Raw genomic sequence first — 25,666 nt, forward strand, 5'->3', positions numbered from 1 at the left:
CGTAGAGTTGCCATGCGCCCGGGGTTCGGGCGCGCCCCAAGAGGCAGAAAGGCAGTCCCGTGGAGATCCGCATCGGCATCGCCAACACCGGCCGTGAGCTCAGCTTCGAGACGAGCGAGGCGGCCGACGCCGTCAAGAAGTCGGTCGCGGGAGCCCTCGACTCCGGAGCGACGCACATCACCTTCAGCGACTCGAAGGGCAACTCCTACATCGTGCCCACGGCGGGTCTGGCCTACATCGAGTTCGGCAGCGAAGAGTCGCGCCGCGTCGGCTTCGTCGCCTGAGTCAGACGATGCAGATCATTCTCGCCCTCATCATCGGCGCGGTCGTCGGCCTCGCGGTGCACTACATCGCCGGTGGTCGCGCGACGCGCGGCGCAGCGCTGGCGCCCATGATCGGCGCGTTCCTCGCTGGCCTCGTGTGGACGATCCTCACGTGGGCGGGACTGGGCCTCGACAGCGCATGGCTGTGGCTCTCGCCACTGGTCGTCTCCTGGCTCGCGTGGCCGGTCGTCGCGTTCCTCGCCCGCACGCGTCACGCCCACGACCTCGAAGAGCGCAAGCGGCTCCGCATCGTCTAGGCCCGATCTTCGGCGCAGCACCGCCTACGCGGCGAGGCCCATCGCGTCCATGCGACGCGAGTGCGCGGCCATGAGCTCCGTGAAGACGGGCTCGACCTTCTCCTCGTCCGCGATGCGGAGCGTCGTCGGACGGAGCGCCGCACGCGCGATCAGGAGCGTGTCCCCCACGAGGCGGCGGCCCCACATGGCAAGGAGCGACTTCCACTCCGGGTCGCTCTCGATCGTCTCGGTGATGATCTCGACGATCGCCTGCCGATCGTTGTCGCCGCGCAGGATCCGTGCGACGCGCCGGCCGGTGTCGCCGTAGCTCGCCGACAGCGCGAGGTAGAAGTCGTCGAGCATGCCGGCGATGATGTGCACCGAGAGCATCGTCTCCTGCGGGCGCACCCCGTGGGTGGCGCGGCGGAAGTCGTCGAGCGGCTCGCGGAACGGCAGCATGAGCGCCGTCGGGTCGTCCCCTCGCTCCCGGATGAGCCGCACGAGATCCTCGTGCTTCTTGAGCGCCGCGCCGGCGGCACGTGAGAGCGCGTCCTTCTTCGCGAGCTCGGGCGTGAGGGCGATGAGCTCGCTCAGCGTCTCGAAGAACCCGAGCTGGAGGTAGGCGGCCTGCCCGAGATACGTGTTGATGTCGGGCGCGAGCTCCTCGAAGTCGACGCGCGTCGCGGTGCTCAGCTCGTCGCGCGAGCGCAGGCGGAGCGAGCGGGATTCCCGGCGCGATCCGCCTCTCAACCAGTCGAACACGCTCTACAGCCTAGGGCGGCGAGGGCGCGGCACATCGCTCCGGTATCCTGGTCTGGTCCCCGGCGACGGATCGGGGCCCCCGCGCCTGCGGACGAGTGAAGGGCGTGGATCCTCCTCAACAGGCGGTCATCTCGCCGCCGGACAGGCTCATATCGTGACGACCTTCGCCGATCTCGGCGTCGACCAGGACATCGTCGACTCCCTCGCCACACTCGGCATCGTCGATGCATTCCCCATTCAGGAGCAGACGATCCCCCTCGGCATCCCGGGGCAGGACATCATCGGCCAGGCGAAGACCGGCACGGGAAAGACCTTCGGCTTCGGCATCCCCGTCGTCCAGCGCCTGGGCCTCGACCCGGCTCCCGGTGTGAAGGCGCTCATCGTCGTGCCGACCCGCGAGCTGTGCGTGCAGGTCTACGAAGACATCGACATGCTCACGCGCAACCGCCCGACGAGCGTCGTGGCGATCTACGGCGGCAAGGCGTACGAGGGCCAGATCGAGCAGCTCAAGGCCGGCGCGCAGATCGTCGTCGGCACGCCGGGCCGCCTCATCGACCTCAGCAACCAGCGCCTGCTCGACCTCTCGAACGCGACCGAGGTCGTGCTCGACGAGGCCGACAAGATGCTCGACCTCGGGTTCCTCCCCGACATCGAGAAGATCTTCCAGAAGGTCTCGGCCGTGCGCCACACGCAGCTGTTCTCCGCGACGATGCCGGGCCCGATCGTCGCCCTCGCGCGCCGCTTCATGTCGAACCCCATCCACATCCGCGCGACCGACCCCGACGAGGGGCTGACGCAGGCCAACATCCGCCACCTCGTCTACCGCGCGCACTCGCTCGACAAGGACGAGGTCATCGCGCGCATCCTGCAGGCCGACGGCCGCGGTAAGACCGTCATCTTCACGCGTACCAAGCGCGCGGCGCAGCGCCTCGTCGACGAGCTGGGCGACCGCGGCTTCAACGCCGCCGCCGTCCACGGCGACATGAGCCAGGAGTCGCGCGAGCGCTCCATGGCGGCGTTCAAGGCCGGCAAGCGCGACGTGCTCATCGCGACCGACGTCGCCGCGCGCGGCATCGACGTCGACGACGTGACGCACGTCATCAACCACACGATCCCCGACGACGAGAAGACCTACCTGCACCGCGCGGGGCGCACGGGCCGCGCCGGCAAGACCGGCATCGCCGTGACCTTCGTCGACTGGGAAGACCTGCACAAGTGGGCGCTCATCAACCGCGCGCTCGAGTTCGGCCAGCCCGAGCCTGTCGAGACCTACTCGTCGAGCCCGCACCTGTTCTCCGACCTCAACATCCCCGAGGGCACGCGCGGCCGCATCGCGACGGCCCCCAAGACGCAGGCCGTGAAGACCCAGCCCGCCGCCCGCGCCGCGGACGTCGCCGCCGAGGGAACCGAAGAGGGCGGCACGACGCGTCGCCGCCGTCGCCGCTCCCGCGCCGCGAGCGATGTCGGATCGACCTTCGCGGACGGTGCGTCGGCAGACGGTCACGGTGAGGCGACGGATGCCTCGGCATCCGCCGACCGTACCGCCGAAGGCGCCGGAACCCACGACGGCCAGGGCAAGGAGCACCACGACGGCAACCCCGGCGCGGCACGCCGCCGCCGTCGCCGCCGTCGCCCGAGCGCGCCGACGACGGGCGCCTGACCCCTCGGCCCGACGTCACGGGCGTAGGAGATCACACGGGCGTAGGACGAATCCTCCGGGATTGTCGTACGCCCGCTCCCTTTCCTACCTCGGTGCCGGCCGGCGGGCGCGGCGGGTAGACGAGCGTCACGAGCACGACCGAGATGATCATGAGCAGGAACCACGACACGAGCTTCGACAGCGCGACGGGATGCCACCCGCCTGCCTGGTCGGGATAGCTCCACGCTCCGGCCCACGTGCCGATGTTCTCGGCGAGATAGATGAACACGGCGACGCCCGCGAATGCGGCGAGCTGCGGCATCCTGAGCACCCTCCGCCAGATCCGGGCGTACATCGTCGTGCGCAGCCACAGGAGCACGACGGCGGCCAGCAGCACCCATCTCAGGTCGATCCAGAAGTGATGCGTGAAGAAGTTGAGATAGATGCCGGCCGCGACGATCACCGTGAGCCACCGGCGCGGATAGCGCGTGAACCCGAGGTCGAACAGGCGGTACACCCGCACCATGTACGACCCGACGGCGGCGTACATGAAGCCGCTGAACAGCGGCACTCCCCCGATGCGGAGCACCCCGTCGGCGGCGTACGCCCACGAGCCGACATCGGTCTTGAAGAGCTCCATGACGGTGCCGGTGAGGTGGAAGAGGAGGATCACCCACACTTCGCGCCCGGTCTCCAGGCGCGTGGCCAGCATGACGACCTGGATGACGATCGCGACGATCGTGAGGAAGTCGTTGCGTGCGAGCGCCGCCTCGTCGGGGTACCACAGCCGCGCTGCGACGATCACGGCGAGCAGCGCCGCTCCGAACAGGCATGCCCACGCCTGCTTGAGCACGAACACCGTGAACTCGACGAGGCCCGCGCGCACGCCGCGCTCGGAGGCGCCCTGAAGCAGCGCATGGGCGACCGCATCGATGCGCCGCTCGAGCGGAGTGGAGTTGCGCATCCGATGACGCTAGCCGAACACCCCGTGAACACCCTCCGGCGCCCCGGATCGCCGCGGAAATACCCGCGCGGCGCGGCCTCCGGCCGCTATCGTGTGGCCAGCGGCACCCTCGCCGCCGTCTTCTCGAGAGAGGCATTCATGTTCGGAAACTTCTGGGACGTCGTCTGGTGGTTCCTGTGGGCGTTCTTCTTCATCGCGTACCTGTTCGTGCTGTTCGCGATCATCTCCGACCTGTTCCGTGACCACAAGCTCAACGGCTGGCTGAAGGCGGTGTGGATCCTCTTCCTGATCTTCGTGCCTTTCCTGACGGCGCTGGTCTACCTGATCGCGCGCGGCAAGGGCATGGGCGAGCGCTCGCAGGCCGAAGCGCAGAGGTTCCAGGCCGCGCAGGCCGATTACATCAAGTCCGTCGCGGGCGGCGGCGCGAGCCCGGCCGATGAGATCGCGAAGGCGAAGTCGCTCCTCGACGCCGGCACGATCAGCCAGGCGGAGTACGAGGCCATCAAGGCCAAGGCTCTGGCCTGAGTCCGACCGTCACGGGTCTCGCCCCGGTCCGCCTCGTGCGGGCCGGGGCGTTCTCGTCGACGGCTGCCGCGCCCCGCCGCCCGCGGGCGGCGCCCGGGTCTCAGGGGTAGACCGGTCGGCTCCCCGTGCCGAGCGCGATGATCCGCGCGACCATCTCGTCGCTCGTCGTGTTCTCGCCCGGAACGTTCGGCTTGCCGTGGCCGTGGTAGTCGCTGGACCCCGTCACGATGAGGTCGTGCTCGTCGACGAGGGTGCGGAGGATCCGCTTCCCCTCCTCGGTGTTCTCGCGGTGGTCGAGCTCGAAGCCCGCAAGGCCGATTCCGATGAGGTGCTCGAGGAGCGGGATCGCCATCATGCGCGCTCGGCCCGCGGGCGTCGGGTGCGCGACGACGGGGACGCCGCCTGCCGCCACGACGAGCGCGACGGCCTTCTCGACATCCGGGGCGTAATGGCCCTCGTAGTACCCGGCGCGAGGATGCAGGATCGTGTCGAACGCGTCGCCGCGCGTGCTCACGATGCCGCGGGCGACGAGCGCGTCGGCGATGTGCGGACGGCCCACGGTCGCGCCGTGACCGGTCTGGGCGACGACGTCGTCCCACGTCAGCGGATAGTCGCGGCCGATGCTGCGCACGATCCGTTCGGCGCGCCCGATGCGGTCGTCGCGGATCCGCTCCATCTCGGCGCGCAGGCCCCGGTCGTCGGGGTCGAAGAGGTACGCGAGGAGATGCACCGAGCGCCAGTCGCTGTGCGCCGAGAGCTCCATGCCCGGAAGGAACGTCATGCCGAGGGATGTCGCGGCCTCGGCCGCCTCCGCCCATCCCGACGTCGTGTCGTGGTCGGTGAGTGCGACGGTGCGAAGGCCCCTCCTGTGGGCGGCCGCCATGACCTCGGCGGCGGACTCAGTGCCGTCGGAATGGACCGAATGCAGGTGGAGGTCGCTCGGTCCCTCGAAGCGCCTGTCACCAGCCATCCTTCGAGCGTAGCGCCCGCCCGAGGGGCCGTCCCCACCCGCGGCGGGCAGGCACTTCTCAGCCTGCTGGCATAGAGTCACGGGCGTGCTGCGCTTGCTCGGGATCATCCTCGCCGTGCTCACCGCAGCCGTTGCCGCCGCCCTCACGTGGCCGTCGTTCTTTCGCGTCGATCAGCTGTTCCCCGTCGCCCAGATCATCGCCTTCCGCGCGATCCTGCTCGTCGCCCTGGGCGCCCTCGCCCTCTTCGGGCTGCTCCTGGCGCTCATCCGGCCGCTCCGCCTGTTCGCCCTCTCGATCGCCGTCATCGCGATCGTCGCCGTGGCCGCGAACGGTCTCATCATCGCCGGCCGCGGCATGGGCACCGAGTCGCTGCCGCCCAAGACCGACAGCGCCGTCCGCGTCATGACCTGGAACACGGCGGGCTCGGCGACCTCGCCGGAATCGGTGGCGCAGATCGCCGTCGCGATGGACGCCGACATCGTCACGCTCCCCGAGACGACGATCGAGACGGGCGAGGCGGTCGCCCTCGCGATGCGCGACCTCGGCCACCGCATGTGGGCCTACCACGACGAGTTCGGCGAGAACGGCTGGGACGCCCGCTCCACGACGCTGCTCATCTCGCCCGACCTCGGCGACTACGCCGTGATCGAGTCATCCGTCCAGGGGACCACCAACACCTCGACGGTGCCGAGCGCCGTCGCGATGCCCGTCGACGGCGACGGGCCCACCGTCGTCGCCGCCCACGCCGTGGCGCCACGGCAGCAGTACATGGCGCACTGGCGCGACGACCTCTCGTGGCTCGCCGACCAGTGCGGGCAGGACGAGAACGTCATCCTCGCGGGCGACTTCAACGCGACTCTCGACCACATGGGCCGCCTCGGCGTCGACGGCGGCACCCTCGGCCACTGCCACGACATCGCCTCCGAGACCGGCAACGGCTCTGTCGGCACGTGGCCGACGAACCTCCCCGCCCTCTTGGGCGCCCCGATCGACCACGTCATGGCATCCGAGAACTGGGTGGCCACAGGCTCGATCGTGCTCCGCTCCCTCGACGGCTCGGGAAGCGACCACCGACCGCTCATCGTGCAGCTGGAACCGGCCGGCTGACCCCGTTCCCCGCTCGGGGGAGCGTGCGAGACTGGACGCATGAGCACCTCCGGCGAGAGCGACACGATCGCGACCGACTCCCCCGCAGAGACCACGCACAGCCCCGAGAGCACCGGGACCGCAGAGCCGCGGCCCTCCTCCTCGACGAACCGGCGCCAGCCGTTCGGCGCGGGCTTCCTCGACACCATCTCGACGGGGTGGGCCGATCGCCCCGACCTCGCTCCGCCGCAGCGCGAGCAGGCCGCGTACGCCGCGGCGCGCCGGGAGAAGCTCTCCGCCGCCTTCCCCGGCAAGCGCCTCGTCATCCCCGCGGGCGGCCTCATGCAGCGCAGCAACGACACGGACCACCCGTTCCGCGCGCACTCCGCCTTCTCCCACCTCACCGGCTGGGCCTCCGACAGCGAGCCCGACTCCGTGCTCGTGTTCGACCCGCGCGACGAGGGCGGTCACGACGTGACCCTGTTCTTCCGCGAGCGCGCCGACCGCACGACGAGCGAGTTCTACGCGGATGCCTCGATCGGCGAGTTCTGGATCGGCCCGCGCCCCGCCCTGGCCGGCGTCGCCGGCGATCTGGGACTGGCGACGGCCCACATCGACGACTTCGGCTCGACTGAGGAAGACCTCGTCGTCGGCGACGACGACGACCTCACGCGCGCCGTCTCCGAGCTGCGCCTCGTGAAGGACGAGTACGAGATCGCGCAGATGCGCCTCGCGGTCGACACGACGGCGAAGGGGTTCGACGACATCATCCGGGAGCTCCCGCGCGTCATCGCCCACCCGCGCGGCGAGCGCATCGTGGAGGGTGTCTTCCACCAGCGCGCCCGCAGCGACGGCAACGCGGTCGGCTACGACACCATCGCGGCGTCGGGCCCGCACGCGTGCTACCTGCACTGGACGCGCAACGACGGCGCCGTCGTCCCCGGCGACCTCATCCTCATCGACGCCGGCGTCGAGGTCGACAGCCTCTACACCGCCGACATCACCCGCACTCTCCCCGTGAGCGGCCGGTTCACTCCGGTGCAGCGCAAGGTCTACGAGGCGGTGCGCGAAGCGGCGGACGCGGCCTTCGCCGTCGCCCGGCCGGGCGTGAAGTTCCGCGCCGTGCACGAGGCGGCGATGAAGGTCATCGCGGCGCGCGTCGCCGAGTGGGGCCTGCTCCCCGTGACGGCCCAGGAGGCTCTGGATGCCGAGCACGGCGGACAGCACCGCCGCTACATGGTGCACGGCACGAGCCATCACCTCGGCATCGACGTGCACGACTGCGCGCAGGCACGCCGCGAGATGTACTACGACGGTGAGCTGCAGCCCGGCATGGTCTTCACGATCGAGCCCGGCCTGTACTTCCAAATTGACGATCTCACCGTCCCCGAAGAGCTGCGGGGCATCGGCGTACGCATCGAGGACGACGTTCTGGTCACGCAGGACGGCGTCGAGAACCTGTCGGCGGCCATCCCCCGCACCGCCGACGAGGTCGAAGCCTGGATGCTGCGTCTCGGCGTCGGCGCGTGAGCCCGGCCGCCTGAGATCGTGACGTTCACTCCCCCACCCGCCTTCACGACGCGCCCCACTCTCGAGGGCTCGTTCGGCATGGCCGCCTCCACCCACTGGCTCGCCACCGCGACCGCCCAGGCGGTGCTCGAACGCGGCGGCAACGCGTTCGACGCCGTCGTCGCCGGCGGCTTCGTGCTCCACGTCGTCGAACCGCACCTCAACGGACCGGGCGGCGACCTCGTCGGCATCTTCGCGACGGCGGAGAACCCCGGCACGCCCGTCGTCCTCATGGGCCAGGGCCCCGCGCCCGCGGGTGCCACGATCGAGCACTACCGCGCCGAAGGGCTCGACCTCGTCCCCGGCGCGGGCGGCCTCGCCGCCGCGGTACCGGGAGCGGTCGACGCGTGGCTCGTGCTCCTGCGCGACCACGGCACGTGCGAGCTCGCCGAGATCCTCTCGTACGCGATCCACTACGCACGCGAGGGCGCTCCCCTCCTGGCGCAGGCCGCCGCCACCATCGGCCGCGTCGCCGACCTCTTCCAGGAGCACTGGCCGACCTCGGCAGAGCTGTGGATGCCGGACGGCGAGGTCCCCGCGGCCGGGACGATCGTGCGCAATCCCGCGTACGCGGCGGTCCTCGAGAGCTTCGTCCACGCCGGGCACGCCGTGCGCGACGACGGCCCCGTCGGACGAGCCGCGCGGATCGACGCGGCGCGCACGGAATGGAAGACGGGACTCGTCGCGGGCGCGGCATCCGACTTCCTCTCCCGTCCGCACCGGCACTCGACGGGCGGCGACCACGCGGCCGTCATCACGCGCGAGGACTTCGCGGGCTTCGACGCCGGCTACGAGGATGCCGCGACCGCCGCATTCCGCGGCCATGTCGTCGCGAAGGCCGGCGCGTGGACGCAGGGGCCGGCGCTGCTGGAGGCGCTGCGCATCCTCGACCCGCTTCCCGACGAGCAGCTCGACCCGTCGACGGAGCTCGGCGCGCACACGCTCCTCGAGACGATCAAGCTGGTGCTCGCCGACCGCGACGGGCACCTCGGCGACGGCGCGCCGCTGGACGCCCTCCTCTCCGATGCCTTCGTCGCGCAGCGGCGGGACGAGATCGGCGACACCGCCGCGCATGAGTGGCGTCCCGGGACGCTCGCGGGTCGCGAGCCGTTCCGGCCGCCGCTGCGGACGGATGCCGCGGCACTCCCCGGCTCGCAGGAGCCGACGATCGCGCGCACGGGCGAGACCCGCGGCGACACGTGTCACATCGACGTCGTCGACCGCTGGGGCAACATCGTCGCCGTCACGCCGTCGGGCGGGTGGCTGCAGTCCTCGCCGGTCATCCCGGAGCTCGGCTTCCCGCTCGGGACGCGGCTGCAGATGATGTGGCTCGACCCGTCGTCGCCCGGCGCGCTGCGCCCCGGCGCGCGGCCGCGCACGACCCTCACCCCGACCCTCGTGCTGCGGGGCGGCCGCGCCGTCATGGCGCTCGGCACCCCCGGCGGCGACCAGCAGGAGCAGTGGCAGCTGCCCGCTCTCGTTCGCATGCTCGTGGGCGGCTACACGGCGCAGCAGGCGATCGACGCCCCGACCTTCCACTCCATCGCACTCGTCGACTCCTTCTGGCCGCGGACGTGGCACCCCGCAGGAGCCTTCGTCGAGGACCGGCTCGGCGACGACGTCATCGCGGGCCTCGCGCGCCGCGGTCACGCGGTCGTGCGCGCCGGAGATTGGGCCCTCGGGCGGATCTCGGCGGTCGGCATCGACGCCGCACGGGGCACGGTGTGGGCCGCGGCCAATCCGCGCGGGATGCAGGGCTACGCCGCGGGACGCTGACCCTCAGCCGCGGCTGCGGATCCAGTCGGCGACGAGCGGCGCGAGGCCCGCGCCGATCTCGTCGGCGGGGCGCTTGCGGCCCTTCACCTCGAAGGAGTGGCCGCCGCCCTCGATCCAGTGGATGCGGGCGTCCTGGCACGAGGCGACGGCCTCGTCGAGCTGCGCGTGGGGATCGACGAAGGGGTCGTTCGTCCCCTCGACGAACAGCTGGGGCGCAGCGACATCGGGGAGATGCGCGACCCGCGCCTTGGCGGGGTCTCCCGGCGGGTGGAGCGGATATCCGAGGTACACGAGCCCCGCGGGGCGGATGACGCCTTCGGCCGCGGCCATCGATGCCATGCGTCCGCCGTACGACTTGCCCGCGGCCCACACGGCGAGCCCCGGCGCGTGCTCGGCCAGCCATGCCTCCGCCGCCGCCCAGGTCGCGATCGCGTGCGCGGCGGGCCCCGGCATCCGTCTCCCCGCCTCGGAGTACGGGAAGTTGAAGCGGAGCGTCGCGAAGCCCTCGTCGTGAACCGCAGCGGCGAAGCCGGTGAGGAAGGGGTGCGCGTAGCCGGTTCCGGCGCCGTGGGCGACGGCGACGACGGCGGATGCCGCGGCCGGCCGGCCCCATGAGGCGGACACCTCGACGCGACCGGACGGGAGATCGACGGCGATCTTCACGTCGGCCTCGACGGCGCTCATCTCGGTGCGGGCCCGCCCGCGTCGTGGCCGTCGGGGCTGTGGGTGCTGTGGGTGCTGTCTGCGCCGTCCGCGGGCGCGTCAGGCTGCTCGTCGGGGGCCGGGACGACCCGCTCGCCGTAGCGGGGCGGCTCCTCTTCCGCGATCGGCGCGTCGGGCGTGGCCACGGGCGCAGGCGCGACGCCGGCGACCGTGGGGTCGGCGGGAGGTGCGGGCGGCGGCACCGACGAGCCGAGCACCTGGCGGGCGCGGTGGATGCTGGATGCGCCGACGGTGACCTCGTAGTGGTCCGCGAGGACCTGCATGACCGACGCGTAGTCGCGCCGGCGGCGCACGAGGGAGTACGCGATGATGCTCATCAGCATGCCGATCGCGATGCCGACGAACAGCACGCCGACGAATGCCTGAATCGGCACGGAGGGCGACCCGAGCACGAGGATCGCCGAGAACAGCAGGCCGAGGAGCAGGCCGTTGATCGCGCCCGTGCGCGCGGCGGCCGCGTAGCCGAGACGACCCGTGATGCGCTCGATCGACCGCAGGCCCTGGCCGACGATGGCGATGTCGCGCGCGGGCACGTCGGCGGCGATGAGCGTCGAGACGGCCTTCTGCGCGCCCTCGTACGTGGGGAAGGACGCGACGGTCTGACCGACCTCGCCCGCGCCCTGCGCACCCCTGCCACCCATCATGCTCATCTCCTCATCCTCCCATGCGGGCAGGGCTACGCTGGATCCGTGAGCCAGCAGAGGGTATTCGTCGCGCGCCTTGCGGGCTGTGCGGTCTTCGACCCCGCGGGCGACCGTCTCGGCAAGGTCCGCGACGTCGTCGTCATCTACCGGAAGGACGACCCTCCGCGCGTGATCGGCCTCGTGATCGAGATCCCCGGCCGACGGAACGTCTTCGTGTCGATCGGCCGGGTCACCTCGATCGCGACCGGGCAGGTCATCACGACGGGGCTCATCAACGTGCGCCGCTTCCAGCAGCGCGGCGGCGAGGTGCGCGTCATGGCCGAGCTCCTCGGCCGCAAGGTCTACCTCACCGACGGCTCGGGCGTCGCCGTCATCGAAGACGTCGCCATCGAGCGCAATCGCCTCGGGGAATGGGATGTGGGGCAGCTCTTCCTCCGCCGCCCGAAGACGAGCGCCTCGCCCTTCGCGAAGGGCCCGACGACGTTCGCGGAGTGGTCGCAGGTGCGCGAGACCCAGGTGCCCGGCGAGGCGCAGTCCGCCGAGCAGCTGGTCGCGACCTTCTCCGAGCTCAAGCCCGCCGACCTCGCCAACACCCTCCTCGACCTCCCCGACGAGCGCCTGCTCGAAGTCGCCGAGGAGCTTCCCGACGACCGTCTCGCCGACGCGCTCGAGGAGATGCCCGAAGAGGACCAGGTGCACATCCTCGAGGCGCTCGGCGACGAGCGCGCCGCCGACATCCTCGATGCGATGGAGCCGGATGATGCGGCCGACGTGCTCGCGCAGCTCCCCGAGGACCGCCTCGAAGAGCTCCTCGACCTCATGGAGCCCGAAGAGGCCGAGGACGTCCGCGCCCTCCTGAAGTACGGTCCCGACACGGCGGGCGGCCTCATGACGCCCGAGCCGATCGTCCTGTCCGCCGATGCCACGGTCGCCGAGGCGCTCGCGCTCATCCGCCGCCACGAGCTGCACCCCGCTCTCGCGGCCGCCGTCTTCATCACGCTCCCGCCCTACGAGACCCCGACCGGGCGTCTCCTCGGCACGGTGCACTTCCAGCGCATGCTGCGCTACCCGCCGCACGAGCGCCTGGGCGCGATCATCGACGACACCCTCGACCCGGTGCCCGCGTCGGCATCCGCGGCCGAGGTCGCGCGTCTGCTGGCGAGCTACAACCTCGTCTCGGTGCCCGTCGTCGATCAGGCGCACCGCCTCGTCGGCGCGGTGAGCGTCGACGACGTGCTCGACTACCTCCTGCCCGAGGACTGGCGTTCGCACGACGGCGATGAGCCGGCGCGCCAGCCCGTGCCCACGACGACCGCGAGCACCCCCACGCTGGGCAGCACGCGGGGCGGGAGCAGGCGCTGATGGCTCGACCCAACCGCCAGCCGGCGCTGGACGCACCCCGCGGCCGCTCGGGCATGCTCGCGCGCACGCCGCAGCCCTCGCGCGACCGCTTCGGCCGCTTCTCCGAGTCCTTCGCCCGCGCGATGGGGACCTCGGGATTCCTGCTCGGGATGACGATCTTCGTCCTGGTCTGGCTGAGCTGGAACATCTGGGCGCCCCCGGAGCTGCAGTTCGACCCCGCCGAGACGAACTTCACGCTGCTGACGCTCATCCTCTCGCTGCAGGCGTCGTACGCCGCGCCCCTCATCCTCCTCGCGCAGAACCGCCAGGACGACCGAGACCGCGTGCAGATCGAGCAGGACCGTCAGCGCGCCGAGCGCAACCTCGCCGACACCGAGTACCTCGCCCGCGAGGTCGTGGCGCTGCGGATGGCCGTGACGGACTTCTCCGACGAGGTCGTGACGCGCGACGTGCTGCGCACCGAGCTCAAGTCGCTCCTCGAGCAGCTCGAGGCGCGCCCCGCCGCCGAGATCCCGTCCGGGTCGCCCGCGTCCGGCTCGGGGCGGTGACGCGCGCGTGACCGCGACAGCGGCGGCCGTCCGGGCGGCGGTGGGCGCCGTCGTCGACCCGGAGCTTCGCCGTCCGATCGAAGAGCTCGGAATGGTGCGCGACGTGCAGGTCGCCGGTGAGACGGCCCAGGTCGGGATCCTCCTCACGATCGTCGGCTGCCCTGCGGCCGATCGCATCGCCCGGGAGGTGACCGATGCCGCGGCCTCCGTCGCCGGCATCGCCGCCGTCGAGCTGGAGGTCGGCGTCATGTCGCCCGCCGAGCGCCAGGCGCTCACGGAGAAGCTGCGAGGCGGCCGCGCGACGCGCACGATGCCGTTCGGGCCCGACTCGCTCACGCGGGTCGTCGCGGTCACGAGCGGCAAGGGCGGCGTGGGCAAGTCGACCCTCACCGCCAATCTCGCCGTCGCGCTCGCGCGGCGCGGGCTCGCCGTCGGCCTCGTCGACGCCGACGTCTACGGCTTCTCGATCCCGGGGCTGCTGGGCCTCGTCGATGCCGCGGGCCGCACACCCAAGCCCACCCGCATCGACGACCTGATCCTGCCGCCCGTCGCCTACGACGTGAAGACGGTGTCGATCGGGATGTTCCTGCGGGAGGGCGAGGAGCGCTCCGCCGTCGCGTGGCGCGGCCCGATGCTGCACCGCACCGTGCAGCAGTTCCTCACCGACGTCTTCTTCGGCGACCTCGACATCCTCCTCCTCGACATGCCGCCGGGCACGGGCGACGTCGCGATCTCGGTCGGGCAGCTCCTCCCCCACGCCGAGGTGCTCGTCGTGACGACTCCGCAGGCCGCGGCATCCGATGTCGCCATCCGCAGCGGACTCGTCGCCCGCCAGACGGGTCAGCGCGTCGTGGGGGTCATCGAGAACATGGCCGCCCTGACGCTTTCCGACGGCACGACGCTCGACATCTTCGGCTCCGGCGGCGGTCAGGCGGTGGCGGATGCCCTGTCGTCCGACGACGAGACAGTTCCGCTCCTCGCGTCGATCCCGCTCAGCCCCGCTTTGCGGACGGATGCCGATGCCGGCGTGCCGGTGGTGGTGGCACACCCCGACGACCCGGCCGCGCAGGCGATCACGGCCGTCGCCGCGCGCCTCGCCGTGCGGCCTCGCGGGCTCGCGGGCCGCTCGCTCCCGTTCAACCCCCGTTGAGGGCTCTCAGGTCGCTTCGCCGTCGAAGGGCGGCGGCTCATCGGGCGTGAAGGCGCGCATCGCCCCGGGAGGGGGCGGCGGCGAGGTCGCCTCGATCGCGGCGCCGACCTGTGCCGCACGCACGGTCGGGACGGGCGCGTCGTCGAGCAGCGCCTCGCGGACGATCCGGCGCGGGTCGTACTGCCGCGGGTCGAGCGTGCGCCAGTCGACATCGTCGAAGTCGTCGCCCATCTCGTCGCGCACGCGGGTCTTGGCGTTGCGGAGGAACTCGCGGAACTGCGTCGTCAGGCGCGCAAGGCTCTCGGCGTAGCGGGGCAGGCGCTCCGGCCCGATGACCATCGCCGCGATCACACCGATCACGAGGAGCTTCTCGATAGTCAGGCCGAAGAACATGCACACAGGTTACCGCCGCGCCTGAGCATCCCGGGCAGTCGAGGCGCTTAGGCTTGCCCGGGAAGGAGGGGACATGAGCGAGCAGGACGCGAACCATCGCTTCGCGAACGAGGCGACCGTCGAGCCCGATCACATCGCGCGCGCGAGGGCCCACGCTCTGGAATTGGGCGCCGCGCCGATCAGCGCCGTGGTCGGTGCCCAGTGCGCACTGCTGGCTGCGGCATCCCAGTCCCTCAACATCGTCGAGATCGGAACGGGTGCCGGCGTCTCGGGCCTGTGGCTCCTGCGTGGCGCGCCGCGCGCGACCCTCACGACCATCGACAGCGAGCCCGAGCACCTGGCCGCGGCCCGGAAGGCCTTCTCGGATGCCGGGGTCCCGCCTGCGCGCGCACGCTTCATCACCGGCCGGGCATCCGATGTGCTTCCGCGCATGAACGAGGCGTCGTACGACATCGTGCTCGTCGACGCCGATGCCGAGGGCGTCATCGAGTACGTCGAGCACGGACTCCGACTCGCCCGTGCCGGCGGGATCGTGCTGGTCCCTCGTGTGCTCAAGGGGGGTGCCGTCGCCGACCCCGTCAAGCGCGACGCCGTGACGACGGCCTACCGCTCCCTGATCCAGGAGACGCAGGCCTCACCCGCCGTCCTCGGCGCACTCTCGATCGTGGGCGAGGGACTCCTCCAGCTCACGACGATCCCGGGCGAGTGACGCCCCACCGAGTCCTCCGCAAACGAGAACGGCCGGTCCTCAGACCGGCCGTTTCGTTCATCACATGCGTCAAGCGGCGTTGACGACATCTCCGAGCACGTCGTAGAGCTCCTTCGCCTCAGCGTCGTTCACGGAGACCACCAGGCGACCGCCGCCCTCGAGGGGGACGCGCACGATGATGAGGCGACCCTCCTTAACGGCCTCCATCGGTCCGTCTCCGGTTCTCGGCTTCATGGCTGCCATCGCGGCTCCCTTTCGTCGTAGGTCTGCCCGTCAAGTTTATCCTCAGCCTCGGACGAGGGATGAACCGGCCCGGTACGCCTCATCCGGCGCGGTTCACGGCACCGTCCAGATCGCCGTTCCCGCGAGGGCATACATCGTGTAGATCCACCACCACTGCCCTACGAGGCAGGCCGCCAGAACGCCCCCTCGCCACGCGTTCGAGCGCGGCATGGCCGCGGCGCCCCACAGCGGCGACAGCGGCACGAGCAGCCGGAAGATGCTCGACTGCGGGAAGAAGACCGCGAGGAGGTACACGGCGTAGCTCGCGCTCCACAGGCGGAGGTCGGGGCCCAGCCGCCGCACGCGCGGGTCGAAGAGGAGGAGGGCCGCGAAGCCGGCCACGACGAGGGCGAGGACGGTCAGGACGAGCGCCTGGCTCGTCCCCCACTGGCCCGCCCAGAACCCGGCGGCCTGCACGAAGCCCTCGAGGGGCACGAAGTGGATCGGGGCATCGAGGATCCAGTTGCGACGCCAGGCCATCTCCGTCGTGAGATAAGCACCCGGATCCCCCGTCGCCGCCGCCGCGATGACCTGCCACGAGAAGCCGACGATCACCGCGAGGGCGCCGAGCGCCACGATGTGCACGATGTGGCGGACCGGAAGCGGCTCCGTGCGGCGCGTCCACCAGCGGTGGACGCCGTGGAGGCCGAGGAAGAGCGCGAAGGCGAGCACGCCGGGGCGTGTGTAGCCCATGAGCGGGATGAGGAGGTACAGCCACGCGTAGCGCCGCCGCATGACGCACCAGAGGGCGAGGAACAGCCATAGGAGGAACAGCGACTCCGCGTACCCGATCTGGAAGAGCGCGGCGACCGGCGCCGCGGCGAAGAACACGACGGCCCACACCGCGACGGCGTCGTCGGCGCGCATGCGGACGATCCGGTAGAGCACGAGGCAGGCGAGGTAGCCCGCCACCAGCGACACGGCCACAGCACCGGCGACCCACGATCCGAGGACCGCCCCGACCCCGAGCGCGGCGTATGCGTAGAGGGGCATGAACGCCCAGGAGTTCTCGGATACAAGCCCGGCCTCGTTGGTCGGAAGCGTCGTGGGGTAGCCGTAGCCCGCGACGTACCAGTACCACCAGGCGTCCCACCCGGCCGCGAAGCTCCCGACCGAGGCATCGTGCCCGAAGCGCGACCAGTTGGGGGCGAGCTCGGCCGCGATGAGGAAGAACACCGTCGTGATGGCGCGCGCGAGGAGGTAGAGGATGCCGATGCGCACCGCGATCGGAAGTCCGGCGATCCGCCGCCACGGCGTCGGGCGCTCGGCGACGGAAGGGCTCGTCAGGAGCTCGTCAGCCACGTGCGGAGCCCGTGCTCGACATCCTCGATCTGGTCGATCGGCACGCGCTCCTCGTCGTGGTGCGCGAGATGGGGGTCGCCCGGACCGTAGTTGACGGCGGGCACGCCCATGGCCGAGAACCGCGCGACATCGGTCCAGCCGTACTTGGGCCGCGGCTCGGCGCCGACGGCCGCGACGAATTCCTGGGCGAGCGGGGCGTCCAGGCCGGGACGCGCACCCGCGGCGGAGTCGACGACCTCGACCTCGAAGCCCGCCAGCACGTCCTCCAGGTGGCGCGTCGCCTCTTCCACCGAGCGACTGGGTGCGAAGCGGTAGTTGACCTCGACTTCGCAGAGGTCGGGGATGATGTTGCCCGCGACGCCGCCGCCGATCCGCACGGCGTTGAGCCCCTCGCGGTACACGAGACCCTCGACGGGGACCTCACGCGGCCGGTATTCCGCCAGGCGGAGGAGGATCGGGGCGGCCTTGTGGATGGCGTTCTCTCCGATCCACGCCCGCGCGCTGTGCGAACGGACGCCGTGCGTGCGCACGATGGCGCGGAGGTTGCCGTTGCAGCCGCCCTCGACCTGGCCATTGGACGGCTCGCCGAGGATCGCGAAGTCTCCCGCGAACAGGTCGGGGCGCGTCGCCGAGAGCCGGTTCAGGCCGTTGAGCGCGGCATCCACCTCCTCGTGGTCGTACCACATCCACGTGATGTCGATCCGGGGATCCACGAGCTCCGCGGCCAGCTTGAGCTGCACCGCGACGCCGGCCTTCATGTCGACGGTGCCGCGCCCCCAGAGGTGCGCGCGGCCGTCGATCTCGATCTCGCGCGTGGGGACGTTGTCGTTGATCGGCACGGTGTCGATGTGCCCCGCGATCACGACGCGCTGCGCGCGTCCGAGGTTCGTGCGGGCGACGATCGTGTCGCCGTCGCGGAACACCTCGAGGTGCGGCAGGTCGCCGATCGCGCGCTCGATGGCGTCGGCGAGTGCGCGTTCGTCTCCGGAGACGCTCGGGATGTCGCAGATGGCTCTGGTGAGGTCGACGGACGTCGCGGACAGATCGAGCTCCGGCATCCCCCGAGTCTACCGATCGTCACGCGGGCACGAGCGGGCCAGGCGGGCGCGCTACCGTGGAGGCATGAGCGACGAGCGATGGGTGTGGGGCACTGGCCTTGCGACGACGGCGGCCGATGGCACGGTCCTCGACACGTGGTTCCCCGAGCCGAAGCTCGGGCGCATCCCCCTGGGGCTCGACCCCGCGATGCCGCCCGACGACCTCGAGCACCTCGCCGTTCCCGACCCGCGACGCGCCGTGACGGTCGAGGTCGTGACGATCGAGGCCGACCTCGATGCCGCGCCGTCGTCGACGTCCGACGCGTACCTGCGCCTCCACGCGCTCTCCCACCGCCTGGTGCAGCCCAACGAGGTCGACCTCACCGGAATCTTCGGGTACCTGCCGAACGTCGCGTGGACGAGCGCGGGCCCCCTCCACCCCGACGACCTCGCGCGCCTTCGCCCGTTCCTCCAGCGCGACGGCATCCAGGTGATGGGGCTCGACAAGTTCCCGCGTCTGCTCGACTACGTCACTCCCCCAGGCGTGCGGATCGCGGATGCCTCGCGCGTGCGCCTCGGCGCCTACCTCTCCCCCGGCACGACCGTCATGCACGAGGGCTTCGTCAACTTCAACGCCGGGACGCTCGGCGCGTCGATGGTCGAAGGGCGGATCTCCCAGGGCGTCGTCGTCGGCGATGGCAGCGACATCGGCGGCGGAGCCTCGATCATGGGCACGCTCTCGGGCGGCGGGTCGCACCGCGTCTCGATCGGGGCGCGCACGCTCCTCGGGGCGAACGCGGGCATCGGCATCTCGCTCGGTGACGACTGCGTCGTCGAGGCGGGCCTCTACGTGACGGCGGGGTCGAAGATCGTGCTGGCCGACGAGCCGCCGAGGGCCGACGGCGCGCGCCCGGTCATCAAGGGCGCAGACCTGTCGGGACGCGACGGCCTGCTGTATCGCCGCAACTCGCTGACGGGGGCCGTCGAGGCCGTGCGTCGCGCCGGAGTCGGCGTGACGCTCAACGAGGCGCTGCACGCGTAAGACGCCGGTCTCGGCCGAGCCCGGCACCGCCCGCGGGCGTCGCGCCGCGGGCGGCCCGGCGGGCGGACGAGGAGTCCGACGTCAGTCGACGCCCGGGTAGTTGCGCTGCTGAGCGCCCACGTAGAGCTGCTGGGGGCGACCGATCTTGGTCTGCGGGTCGGACTGCATCTCACGCCAGTGCGCCAGCCAGCCGGGCAGGCGGCCGATCGCGAAGAGCACCGTGAACATCCGCGTCGGAAAGCCCATCGCCTTGTAGATGACGCCGGTGTAGAAGTCCACGTTCGGGTACAGGCGACGCTCCTTGAAGTAGTCGTCGTTGAGCGCGATCTCTTCGAGCTCCTTGGCGAGATCGAGGAGCGGGTCGTGCACGCCGAGCTCGGTGAGCACCTCATCGGCCGACTGCTTGACGAGCTTGGCGCGCGGGTCGTAGTTCTTGTACACCCGGTGCCCGAAGCCCATGAGCTTCACGCCGTCTTCCTTGTTCTTGACGCGCTCGACGAAGCGCTGGACGCTCTCGCCCGAGTCGCGGATCCGCGCGAGCATCTCGAGGACTGCTTCGTTGGCGCCGCCGTGAAGGGGGCCGTAGAGGGCGTTGATGCCCGCCGAGATCGACGAGAACTGGTTGGCGCCCGTCGATCCGACCAGGCGCACCGTCGAGGTGGAGGCGTTCTGCTCGTGGTCTTCGTGCAGGATGAGCAGGCGCTCGAGCGCACGCGACATCACGGGGTTGATCTCGTACAGCTCGCTCAGCACGCCGAAGTTGAGCTTGAGGAAGTTGTCGACGAAGCTCAGCGAGTTGTCGGGGTAGAGGAACGCCTGGCCGATGCTCTTCTTGTGCGCGTACGCCGCGATGACCGGGAGCTTCGCAAGCATGCGGATGGTGTTGAGCTCCACGTGCTCGGGGTTGTTCGGGTCGGACTCGGCCTCGTAGTACGTCGACAGAGCCGCCGTCGCCGACGACAGCACCGACATGGGGTGCGCCGTGTGAGGCAGCGCCGAGAAGAAGCGCTTGAGGTCTTCGTGCAGCAGCGTGTGGTGACGGATGCGCTCGTCGAACGCGGCGAGTTCGTCGGCAGTCGGCAGCTCGCCGTAGATGAGGAGCCAGGCCACCTCGAGGTACGTACTGTTCTGCGCCAGCTGCTCGATGGGGTAGCCGCGGTAGCGGAGGATCCCCTGGTCGCCGTCGATGAACGTGATCGCCGACTTCGTCGCCGAGGTGTTGACGAATCCGTAATCGAGGCTCGTGTGCCCCGTCTGCCGCGTCAGCGTCGACATGTCGATGCTGGGCACGCCGTCGGTGCCGCGCAGCACCGGGAACTCGGCCGTGCGATCGCCTACCGAGAGGGTGGCCTTCTCCTGCTGCGTGCTCGCGTCCGTCACGGCGCCTCCTCGCGATTGCGGTTCGATCGGATCGGGGTGTCGTCGGCTCGACCTGGCGGGTGTGACCCGCTCATGAGCCTTCGCACGCGCCGACGGGTGCCGTCGCCGCGACGAATACAGCCTACTTGGCCTCCAGGCCTACCGTTGACACCGCCAAAGCCCCGAGGCATCCACTGGAGGAATGCTACGGATGTCTCGTATCGATGCGTCCCGCCGGTGGTCGTGCCCGATCCGTCAGGCGGGGCTTCAGAGAGAGCGGAGTCGGTCCGCGGCCGCCGCGATGCGCTCGTCGGTCGCCGTCAGCGAGAACCGGACGTGCTGCGGGAAGTGCGTCCCGTAGAAATGCCCGGGACCTGCCAGGATGCCGATCCCCGCGAGCCGGTCGAGGCTCTCCCACGCATCACGGCCTTCCGTGGCCCAGAGGTAGAGTCCCGCTTCGCTGTGGTCGATGCGGAATCCCGCCGCCTCGACGGCGGGCTTGAGCAGATCGCGGCGCGCGCGGTAGAGCGCTTTCTGCGCAGTGACGTGCGCGTCGTCCGAGAGGGCCGCGACCATCGCCGCCTGCACGGGCTGGGGCAGCATGAGGCCCAGGTGCTTGCGGGCGGTCAGGAGACGCTCGAGGATGGTGGGGTCGCCGGCGAGGAAGGCCGCGCGATAGCCGGCGAGGTTCGACTGCTTGCTGAGCGAGTAGGCCGCGAGCACTCCGGTCGGGTCGCCGTCGGTGACACGGGGGGCGAGCGCCGACGGGATCGGCTCGGTGTCCCACGGGGACTCCCACCCCAGCTCGGCGTAGCACTCGTCCGACGCCAGCACGGCGCCGAGCTCGCGGGCGCGGGTGACGGCGGCGCGGAGGGCCGCGACTTCCCACACCCGCCCATCGGGATTGCCCGGCGAGTTGATCCAGACCAGGCGGGTACCCTCGGGCCACTCCCCCGAGTCGTCGGAGGCGAGCGGCGTCGCCCCCACCAGACGCGCCCCGACCTCATACGTGGGATAGGCCGCACGCGGGTGCACGACGACGTCCCCGGGCCCGAGGCCCAGCAGGAGAGGAAGGAGCGCGACGAGCTCCTTCGAGCCGATGGACGGCAGGACGTGCGCGGGGGTCAGGCCCGGCACTCCCCTCCGCCGCGCGAACCACGCGGCGACCGCTTCGCGAAGAGCCGGCGTTCCGACGGTCTGCGGGTAGGCGTGCGCGTCGGTCGCGGCCGAGAGCGCCTCGGCGACGACGGCCGGCGTCGGGTCGACGGGCGACCCGATCGAGAGGTCGACGATGCCGTCGGGGTGCGAGCGCGCCTTCGCCGCATACGGCGCGACGGCGTCCCACGGATAGTCCGCGAGGTCGGCGACGCCCACGGTCAGGGGGCCTGCGGCGGGAGCGCGGCGATGATCGGGTGATCCTTGTGGATCACGCCGACCTTGGCGGCGCCGCCGGGCGAGCCGACGTCGTCGAAGAACTCGACGTTGGCCTTGTAGTAGTCCTGCCACTCGTCGGGCAGATCGTCTTCGTAGTAGATCGCCTCGACGGGGCACACGGGCTCGCACGCGCCGCAGTCGACGCACTCATCGGGGTGGATGTACAGGCTTCGTTCACCCTCGTAGATGCAGTCGACCGGGCATTCGTCGATGCAGGCGCGGTCTTTCACATCCACGCACGGGAGAGCGATCACATACGTCACGGGTTCAGTCTAGTTCGCTCGTCGCGTGCTCTTCCCGTTGGACGCGCGACAGGTCGGGCCACGCGACGACGAGCACGACGAGCAGGAGCACGGCGACCGTCCACACGAGCCCCGCATCGAACTGCCCCTCCGCCGCCTGCGCAACGATGACGGATCCGCCGGGTCCGCGACCGGAGAACACGAGCGTCGCCACCGCGATGCCGAGGCCCGTCGCGAGGGCAGCCCATCGGTCGGCCGTGAGCAGGCGCACCGCAACCAGCAGCGCTCCGCTGCCGACGATGGCCAGGACGAGCCCGAGCGGGAACCAGCCCACCGCGTAGGTGTGCGCGATCGTCCCCGCGAGGCCGTAGACGGCGCCGACGAGGAACGCGACGAACCAGGTCGCGGCGCGCGCGAGAGCGGAGGAGGAACGCACCCGCCGACTCTACTCGCGCGATCCTGTCAGGCCGCCCAGCCCCACAGCCGAAGGAGCGCCGCCACGACCGCCGCCGCCGCGACGACGACGAGGAACGGCGCGCGCAGCGCCAGGAGGCCGGCCGCGACGAGCACCGCGGGGACCCGCGCGTCGACGACGACGGCCTGGCCGGCCCCGAGCGTCTGCACCGCGACGAGAGCGGCCAGCAGCGCGACGGTGAGGAGGTCGGCGATCCGCGCGGGGCGGGGCGCCTCGAGCATCTTCGGCGGGACGAGATAGCCGGCGGTCTTCCACGCGACGCAGATGACGGATGCCACGAGCACGGCGGTCCACAGGGTCACGGCATGCCCTCCCGCTCCGCGACGTCGAACGGCTCCTCGGGCGGCGCGTCGTCGCGGCCGAGCCAGTTGAACCAGCCCACGACGACCGCGACGATCGCCGCGACGAGCACGGGCACCCCCGGCATGAGGGCGGGCGTCAGGACGGTCGCGACGACGGCGGCGGCCGCCCCGACGGCGATCGCCTGCCTGCGGCGCAGTCGCGGCCAGAGGAGCGCGAGGAAGGCGGCGGCGGCGGCGGCATCCAGCCCGTACGCCTTCGGGTCGCCCAGCACGTCACCCAGGAGCGCCCCGGCGAGGGTCGAGAGGTTCCAGCCGACGTAGATGCCGAGGCCCGTGACCCAGAACCCCACGAGCCGCGCGTGGGTCGTCGTCTGAGCGAGCGAGACCGCCGTCGACTCGTCGATCGTGAATTGCGAGGCGGCGGCGCGCCTCCAGAAGCCCGAGCCGATCACCGGCGACATGCGCATGGCGTAGGCGGCGTTGCGCACGCCGAGGAGCGCTGCCGACGCGATCGCCGCCGGCGCGGCGGCGAGCCCGCCCGACGCGATGACCCCGACGAAGGCGAACTGCGAGCCGCCCGTGAACATCACGAGACTCAGGACGCAGGTCTGCCAGATGTCGAGTCCCGCCGCGACCGCGAGGGCGCCGAACGACACGCCGTAGGCGCTCGTCGCGAGAGCCACTCCGAGGCCCTGCCGCGCGGCGCGCCGTGCTTCGCCGCCCGCATGCGCGTCGTCGAAGCGGGGGGCGGAACTCACGTCACGAGACTACCGAGGCCGGCAGACCTCGCGACCGGTCCGCCCGGCCAGGCGTGGCAGGGCGGACGCGCCGGCGACGATCAGGCGCTGGCGTCCTGGCGCTTGAGCCGCGCGGTGGCGCGACCGCGCTCGGTCGCGTCGAGGACGACCTTGCGGATGCGGACCTTCTCGGGGGTCACCTCGACGCATTCGTCGTCGCGCGCGAACTCCAGGCTCTCCTCCAGCGAGAGCTGGCGGGGCGGCGTCATCGACTCGAACGTGTCGGCCGTGGAGGAGCGCATGTTGGTGAGCTTCTTCTCCTTGGTGATGTTCACGTCCATGTCGTCGTTGCGCGAGTTCTCGCCGATGACCATTCCCTCGTAGACCTCTTCGGTGGGCTGCACGAAGAAGGACATGCGCTCCTGCAGCGCGATGATCGCGAACGGGGTCACGACACCCGAGCGGTCGGCGACGATCGAGCCGTTCTGACGCGTCACGATGTGCCCCGCCCACGGCTCGTAGCCGTGCGAGATCGCGTTCGCGATACCCGTGCCGCGCGTCGTGGTGAGGAACTCGGTGCGGAACCCGATGAGACCGCGCGAGGGGACGATGAACTCCATCCGCACCCAGCCGGTGCCGTGGTTCGTCATGGTCTCCATGCGGCCCTTGCGCGAGGCGAGGAGCTGGGTGATCGCGCCGAGGTACTCCTCGGGAGCGTCGATCGTGAGCTGCTCGAACGGCTCGTACGTCTTGCCGTCGACCTTCTTCGTCACGACCTGGGGCTTGCCGACCGTGAGCTCGAAGCCTTCGCGGCGCATGTTCTCGACGAGGATGGCGAGGGCGAGCTCGCCGCGGCCCTGGACCTCCCAGGCATCCGGTCGTCCGATGTCGACGACCTTGAGCGAGACGTTGCCGATGAGCTCGCGGTCGAGGCGGTCCTTGACCATGCGCGCCGTGAGCTTGTGGCCCTTGACCTTGCCGACAAGGGGCGAGGTGTTCGTGCCGATCGTCATCGAGATCGCCGGGTCGTCGACGTGGATCGCGGGAAGCGGACGCACGTCCTCGGGGTCGGCGATGGTCTCGCCGATCGTGATGTCTTCGAAGCCCGCGATCGCGACGATGTCGCCCGGTCCCGCCGACTCGGCGGGGTAGCGCTCCAGCGCGCGGGTCTTCAGGAGCTCGGTGATCCGGGCGTTCGAGTGCGACCCGTCGTGGCGCACCCACGCGACGGTCTGGCCCTTCTTCAGCGTGCCGTTGAACACGCGCAGCAGCGCGAGACGGCCGAGGAAGGGGCTCGAGTCGAGGTTGGTGACCCACGCCTGCAGCGGCGCCTCGTCGTCGTAGGACGGCGCCGGGACGTGTTCGAGGATCGCGCCGAAGAGGGGCTCGAGGTCGTCGTTGTCGGGCAGCTCGCCATTGGCGGGACGGTTTCGGGATGCCGCGCCGGCGCGTCCGCTCGCATACACGACCGGGACGTCGAGCAGCGCGTCCACGTCGAGGTCGGGTACGTCCTCGTGGAGGTCGGAGGCGAGACCGAGCAGGAGGTCATGGCTCTCCTCCTCGACCTCGGCGATGCGCGCATCAGGACGGTCGGTCTTGTTCACCAGGAGGATGACCGGGAGCTTCGCCTCGAGCGCCTTGCGCAGCACGAAGCGCGTCTGCGGGAGCGGGCCCTCGCTGGCGTCGACGAGCAGCACGACGCCGTCGACCATCGACAGGCCGCGCTCGACCTCGCCGCCGAAGTCGGCGTGGCCCGGGGTGTCGATCACGTTGATCGTCACCGGGATGTCGGTGTGGGCACCGTTGTAGGTGATCGCCGTGTTCTTGGCGAGGATCGTGATGCCCTTCTCACGCTCGAGGTCGTTCGAGTCCATCGCGCGCTCTTCGACGTGGGCGTGCTCACCGAACGAGCCCGTCTGACGCAGCATGGCGTCGACGAGGGTGGTCTTGCCGTGGTCGACGTGCGCGACGATGGCGACGTTGCGGAGGTCGGGGCGGAGAGCGCGCGCCATGAAAGAATCCTTGCGAAAGAGGGGAAGAGGTCATCGGCCTCTCACGATGCGAGAGAGCCGGC

Annotated in this window: 28 protein-coding genes; 12 read left to right on the forward strand and 16 right to left on the reverse strand. The window is 71.1% G+C overall.

Features of this window, described 5'->3' with window-relative positions; genetic code table 11:
• Nucleotides 1–59: 59 nt before the first annotated feature.
• Nucleotides 60–284, forward strand: coding sequence for a DUF3107 domain-containing protein (locus ACSBPH_RS03060; protein WP_442576141.1), 225 nt, complete (start codon nt 60–62; stop codon nt 282–284).
• Between the two features lie 8 nt (nt 285–292).
• Entirely contained in the window at nt 293–580 is a 288-nt protein-coding gene (locus ACSBPH_RS03065; RefSeq protein ID WP_442576142.1) for a hypothetical protein, read from the forward strand.
• Between the two features lie 24 nt (nt 581–604).
• Here ACSBPH_RS03065 and ACSBPH_RS03070 read toward each other — a convergent pair whose 3' ends face one another.
• A complete protein-coding gene (locus tag ACSBPH_RS03070; RefSeq protein ID WP_442576143.1) occupies nt 605–1,321 on the reverse strand; it encodes a ferritin-like fold-containing protein in 717 nt (238 codons plus the stop codon).
• A 154-nt stretch (nt 1,322–1,475) separates the two neighbouring features.
• Here ACSBPH_RS03070 and ACSBPH_RS03075 point away from each other — a divergent pair, with 154 nt between their 5' ends.
• On the forward strand, nt 1,476–2,981 hold the full coding sequence (locus ACSBPH_RS03075; RefSeq protein WP_442576144.1) for a DEAD/DEAH box helicase: 1,506 nt from the start codon (nt 1,476–1,478) through the stop codon (nt 2,979–2,981).
• A 31-nt stretch (nt 2,982–3,012) separates the two neighbouring features.
• On the opposite strand, the gene ACSBPH_RS03080 is transcribed toward ACSBPH_RS03075, so the two are convergent.
• Nucleotides 3,013–3,924, reverse strand: a complete 912-nt coding sequence (locus ACSBPH_RS03080) for a DUF817 domain-containing protein (protein ID WP_442576145.1) — start codon at nt 3,922–3,924, stop codon at nt 3,013–3,015.
• A 138-nt stretch (nt 3,925–4,062) separates the two neighbouring features.
• On the opposite strand from ACSBPH_RS03080, the gene ACSBPH_RS03085 reads away from it, so the two are divergent.
• Nucleotides 4,063–4,449 carry an SHOCT domain-containing protein gene (locus ACSBPH_RS03085; protein WP_442576146.1) on the forward strand — a complete coding sequence of 129 codons (387 nt, stop codon included), beginning with the start codon at nt 4,063–4,065 and terminating at the stop codon, nt 4,447–4,449.
• A gap of 100 nt (nt 4,450–4,549) precedes the next feature.
• Here ACSBPH_RS03085 and ACSBPH_RS03090 read toward each other — a convergent pair whose 3' ends face one another.
• Nucleotides 4,550–5,419 carry a PHP domain-containing protein gene (locus ACSBPH_RS03090; protein ID WP_442576147.1) on the reverse strand — a complete coding sequence of 290 codons (870 nt, stop codon included), beginning with the start codon at nt 5,417–5,419 and terminating at the stop codon, nt 4,550–4,552.
• 85 nt (nt 5,420–5,504) lie between these two features.
• Between ACSBPH_RS03090 and ACSBPH_RS03095 the strand changes: the two genes are divergently transcribed.
• Genes ACSBPH_RS03095 through ACSBPH_RS03105 form a run of 3 tightly spaced genes read left to right on the forward strand, consistent with a single transcriptional unit; the run spans nt 5,505 to nt 9,851 of the window.
• Nucleotides 5,505–6,527: an endonuclease/exonuclease/phosphatase family protein gene (locus ACSBPH_RS03095; RefSeq protein ID WP_442576148.1), complete on the forward strand. Its 1,023-nt coding sequence runs from the start codon at nt 5,505–5,507 to the stop codon at nt 6,525–6,527.
• Between the two features lie 39 nt (nt 6,528–6,566).
• Nucleotides 6,567–8,036, forward strand: coding sequence for an aminopeptidase P family protein (locus ACSBPH_RS03100; RefSeq protein ID WP_442576149.1), 1,470 nt, complete (start codon nt 6,567–6,569; stop codon nt 8,034–8,036).
• An 18-nt stretch (nt 8,037–8,054) separates the two neighbouring features.
• The gene (locus tag ACSBPH_RS03105) at nt 8,055–9,851 is read left to right on the forward strand and encodes a gamma-glutamyltransferase family protein (protein ID WP_442576150.1); all 1,797 of its coding nucleotides are present in this window, start codon (nt 8,055–8,057) and stop codon (nt 9,849–9,851) included.
• A gap of 3 nt (nt 9,852–9,854) precedes the next feature.
• On the opposite strand, the gene ACSBPH_RS03110 is transcribed toward ACSBPH_RS03105, so the two are convergent.
• Complete coding sequence (locus ACSBPH_RS03110; protein ID WP_442576151.1) at nt 9,855–10,535, reverse strand: alpha/beta hydrolase family protein; 681 nt, start codon at nt 10,533–10,535, stop codon at nt 9,855–9,857.
• A complete protein-coding gene (locus ACSBPH_RS03115; protein ID WP_442576152.1) occupies nt 10,532–11,224 on the reverse strand; it encodes a general stress protein in 693 nt (230 codons plus the stop codon). Before ACSBPH_RS03115 ends, ACSBPH_RS03110 begins: the two co-directional genes overlap by 4 nt.
• Nucleotides 11,225–11,263: 39 nt before the next feature.
• Between ACSBPH_RS03115 and ACSBPH_RS03120 the strand changes: the two genes are divergently transcribed.
• Genes ACSBPH_RS03120 through ACSBPH_RS03130 form a run of 3 tightly spaced genes read left to right on the forward strand, consistent with a single transcriptional unit; the run spans nt 11,264 to nt 14,278 of the window.
• Nucleotides 11,264–12,580 (forward strand): magnesium transporter MgtE N-terminal domain-containing protein, encoded by a 1,317-nt coding sequence (locus ACSBPH_RS03120; protein ID WP_442576153.1) that lies wholly within the window; start codon nt 11,264–11,266, stop codon nt 12,578–12,580.
• Nucleotides 12,580–13,128, forward strand: a complete 549-nt coding sequence (locus ACSBPH_RS03125; RefSeq protein ID WP_442576154.1) for a DUF1003 domain-containing protein — start codon at nt 12,580–12,582, stop codon at nt 13,126–13,128. Before ACSBPH_RS03120 ends, ACSBPH_RS03125 begins: the two co-directional genes overlap by 1 nt.
• 7 nt (nt 13,129–13,135) lie before the next feature.
• Nucleotides 13,136–14,278, forward strand: a complete 1,143-nt coding sequence (locus ACSBPH_RS03130; RefSeq protein WP_442576155.1) for a P-loop NTPase — start codon at nt 13,136–13,138, stop codon at nt 14,276–14,278.
• A gap of 6 nt (nt 14,279–14,284) precedes the next feature.
• On the opposite strand, the gene ACSBPH_RS03135 is transcribed toward ACSBPH_RS03130, so the two are convergent.
• Complete coding sequence (locus ACSBPH_RS03135; protein WP_442576156.1) at nt 14,285–14,671, reverse strand: Sec-independent protein translocase TatB; 387 nt, start codon at nt 14,669–14,671, stop codon at nt 14,285–14,287.
• A 73-nt stretch (nt 14,672–14,744) separates the two neighbouring features.
• Between ACSBPH_RS03135 and ACSBPH_RS03140 the strand changes: the two genes are divergently transcribed.
• Nucleotides 14,745–15,380, forward strand: coding sequence for an O-methyltransferase (locus ACSBPH_RS03140; protein ID WP_442576157.1), 636 nt, complete (start codon nt 14,745–14,747; stop codon nt 15,378–15,380).
• A gap of 69 nt (nt 15,381–15,449) precedes the next feature.
• Here the strand turns inward: ACSBPH_RS03140 and ACSBPH_RS03145 are convergent, their stop codons facing one another.
• The 3 genes from ACSBPH_RS03145 to dapE all read right to left on the reverse strand — a co-directional run bounded on the left by ACSBPH_RS03145 (nt 15,450) and on the right by dapE (nt 18,022).
• Nucleotides 15,450–15,623, reverse strand: coding sequence for a DUF3117 domain-containing protein (locus ACSBPH_RS03145; RefSeq protein WP_133543069.1), 174 nt, complete (start codon nt 15,621–15,623; stop codon nt 15,450–15,452).
• Between the two features lie 93 nt (nt 15,624–15,716).
• Nucleotides 15,717–16,964 (reverse strand): mannosyltransferase family protein, encoded by a 1,248-nt coding sequence (locus tag ACSBPH_RS03150; protein ID WP_442576158.1) that lies wholly within the window; start codon nt 16,962–16,964, stop codon nt 15,717–15,719.
• Nucleotides 16,946–18,022, reverse strand: a complete 1,077-nt coding sequence (gene dapE, locus ACSBPH_RS03155) for a succinyl-diaminopimelate desuccinylase (protein ID WP_442576159.1) — start codon at nt 18,020–18,022, stop codon at nt 16,946–16,948. Before dapE ends, ACSBPH_RS03150 begins: the two co-directional genes overlap by 19 nt.
• 64 nt (nt 18,023–18,086) lie before the next feature.
• Between dapE and dapD the strand changes: the two genes are divergently transcribed.
• Nucleotides 18,087–19,043, forward strand: coding sequence for a 2,3,4,5-tetrahydropyridine-2,6-dicarboxylate N-succinyltransferase (dapD, locus tag ACSBPH_RS03160; protein ID WP_442576160.1), 957 nt, complete (start codon nt 18,087–18,089; stop codon nt 19,041–19,043).
• Nucleotides 19,044–19,124: 81 nt separating this feature from the next.
• Here the strand turns inward: dapD and ACSBPH_RS03165 are convergent, their stop codons facing one another.
• The 7 genes from ACSBPH_RS03165 to typA all read right to left on the reverse strand — a co-directional run bounded on the left by ACSBPH_RS03165 (nt 19,125) and on the right by typA (nt 25,604).
• Complete coding sequence (locus ACSBPH_RS03165) at nt 19,125–20,423, reverse strand: citrate synthase (protein ID WP_442576161.1); 1,299 nt, start codon at nt 20,421–20,423, stop codon at nt 19,125–19,127.
• Nucleotides 20,424–20,669: 246 nt separating this feature from the next.
• Nucleotides 20,670–21,776: a succinyldiaminopimelate transaminase gene (gene dapC / locus ACSBPH_RS03170; protein ID WP_442576162.1), complete on the reverse strand. Its 1,107-nt coding sequence runs from the start codon at nt 21,774–21,776 to the stop codon at nt 20,670–20,672.
• 2 nt (nt 21,777–21,778) lie between these two features.
• Nucleotides 21,779–22,099 carry a ferredoxin gene (gene fdxA, locus ACSBPH_RS03175; protein WP_442576163.1) on the reverse strand — a complete coding sequence of 107 codons (321 nt, stop codon included), beginning with the start codon at nt 22,097–22,099 and terminating at the stop codon, nt 21,779–21,781.
• 4 nt (nt 22,100–22,103) lie between these two features.
• Nucleotides 22,104–22,514: a histidinol dehydrogenase gene (locus tag ACSBPH_RS03180; RefSeq protein WP_442576164.1), complete on the reverse strand. Its 411-nt coding sequence runs from the start codon at nt 22,512–22,514 to the stop codon at nt 22,104–22,106.
• 26 nt (nt 22,515–22,540) lie between these two features.
• The gene (locus ACSBPH_RS03185) at nt 22,541–22,855 is read right to left on the reverse strand and encodes an AzlD domain-containing protein (RefSeq protein ID WP_442576165.1); all 315 of its coding nucleotides are present in this window, start codon (nt 22,853–22,855) and stop codon (nt 22,541–22,543) included.
• Nucleotides 22,852–23,613, reverse strand: a complete 762-nt coding sequence (locus ACSBPH_RS03190) for an AzlC family ABC transporter permease (protein ID WP_442576166.1) — start codon at nt 23,611–23,613, stop codon at nt 22,852–22,854. Before ACSBPH_RS03190 ends, ACSBPH_RS03185 begins: the two co-directional genes overlap by 4 nt.
• 80 nt (nt 23,614–23,693) lie before the next feature.
• Nucleotides 23,694–25,604 (reverse strand): translational GTPase TypA, encoded by a 1,911-nt coding sequence (gene typA / locus ACSBPH_RS03195; RefSeq protein WP_442576167.1) that lies wholly within the window; start codon nt 25,602–25,604, stop codon nt 23,694–23,696.
• Nucleotides 25,605–25,666 lie beyond the last annotated feature (62 nt).

The organism is Microbacterium sp. F51-2R, from assembly GCF_052180235.1.
Classification (GTDB): domain Bacteria; phylum Actinomycetota; class Actinomycetes; order Actinomycetales; family Microbacteriaceae; genus Microbacterium.

What these genes read in the sequence shown, in the direction of transcription:
- ACSBPH_RS03135 (WP_442576156.1), bottom strand. Translation starts at nt 14,671, where the DNA reads ATGTTCTTCGGCCTGACTATCGAGAAGCTCCTCGTGATCGGTGTGATC.
- ACSBPH_RS03115 (WP_442576152.1), bottom strand. Translation starts at nt 11,224, where the DNA reads ATGAGCATGATGGGTGGCAGGGGTGCGCAGGGCGCGGGCGAGGTCGGT.
- ACSBPH_RS03085 (WP_442576146.1), top strand. Translation starts at nt 4,063, where the DNA reads ATGTTCGGAAACTTCTGGGACGTCGTCTGGTGGTTCCTGTGGGCGTTC.
- ACSBPH_RS03080 (WP_442576145.1), bottom strand. Translation starts at nt 3,924, where the DNA reads ATGCGCAACTCCACTCCGCTCGAGCGGCGCATCGATGCGGTCGCCCAT.
- dapD (WP_442576160.1), top strand. Translation starts at nt 18,087, where the DNA reads ATGAGCGACGAGCGATGGGTGTGGGGCACTGGCCTTGCGACGACGGCG.
- ACSBPH_RS03090 (WP_442576147.1), bottom strand. Translation starts at nt 5,419, where the DNA reads ATGGCTGGTGACAGGCGCTTCGAGGGACCGAGCGACCTCCACCTGCAT.
- dapE (WP_442576159.1), bottom strand. Translation starts at nt 18,022, where the DNA reads ATGCCGGAGCTCGATCTGTCCGCGACGTCCGTCGACCTCACCAGAGCC.
- ACSBPH_RS03065 (WP_442576142.1), top strand. Translation starts at nt 293, where the DNA reads ATGCAGATCATTCTCGCCCTCATCATCGGCGCGGTCGTCGGCCTCGCG.
- ACSBPH_RS03110 (WP_442576151.1), bottom strand. Translation starts at nt 10,535, where the DNA reads ATGAGCGCCGTCGAGGCCGACGTGAAGATCGCCGTCGATCTCCCGTCC.
- ACSBPH_RS03140 (WP_442576157.1), top strand. Translation starts at nt 14,745, where the DNA reads ATGAGCGAGCAGGACGCGAACCATCGCTTCGCGAACGAGGCGACCGTC.
- ACSBPH_RS03125 (WP_442576154.1), top strand. Translation starts at nt 12,580, where the DNA reads ATGGCTCGACCCAACCGCCAGCCGGCGCTGGACGCACCCCGCGGCCGC.
- ACSBPH_RS03100 (WP_442576149.1), top strand. Translation starts at nt 6,567, where the DNA reads ATGAGCACCTCCGGCGAGAGCGACACGATCGCGACCGACTCCCCCGCA.
- ACSBPH_RS03145 (WP_133543069.1), bottom strand. Translation starts at nt 15,623, where the DNA reads ATGGCAGCCATGAAGCCGAGAACCGGAGACGGACCGATGGAGGCCGTT.
- typA (WP_442576167.1), bottom strand. Translation starts at nt 25,604, where the DNA reads ATGGCGCGCGCTCTCCGCCCCGACCTCCGCAACGTCGCCATCGTCGCG.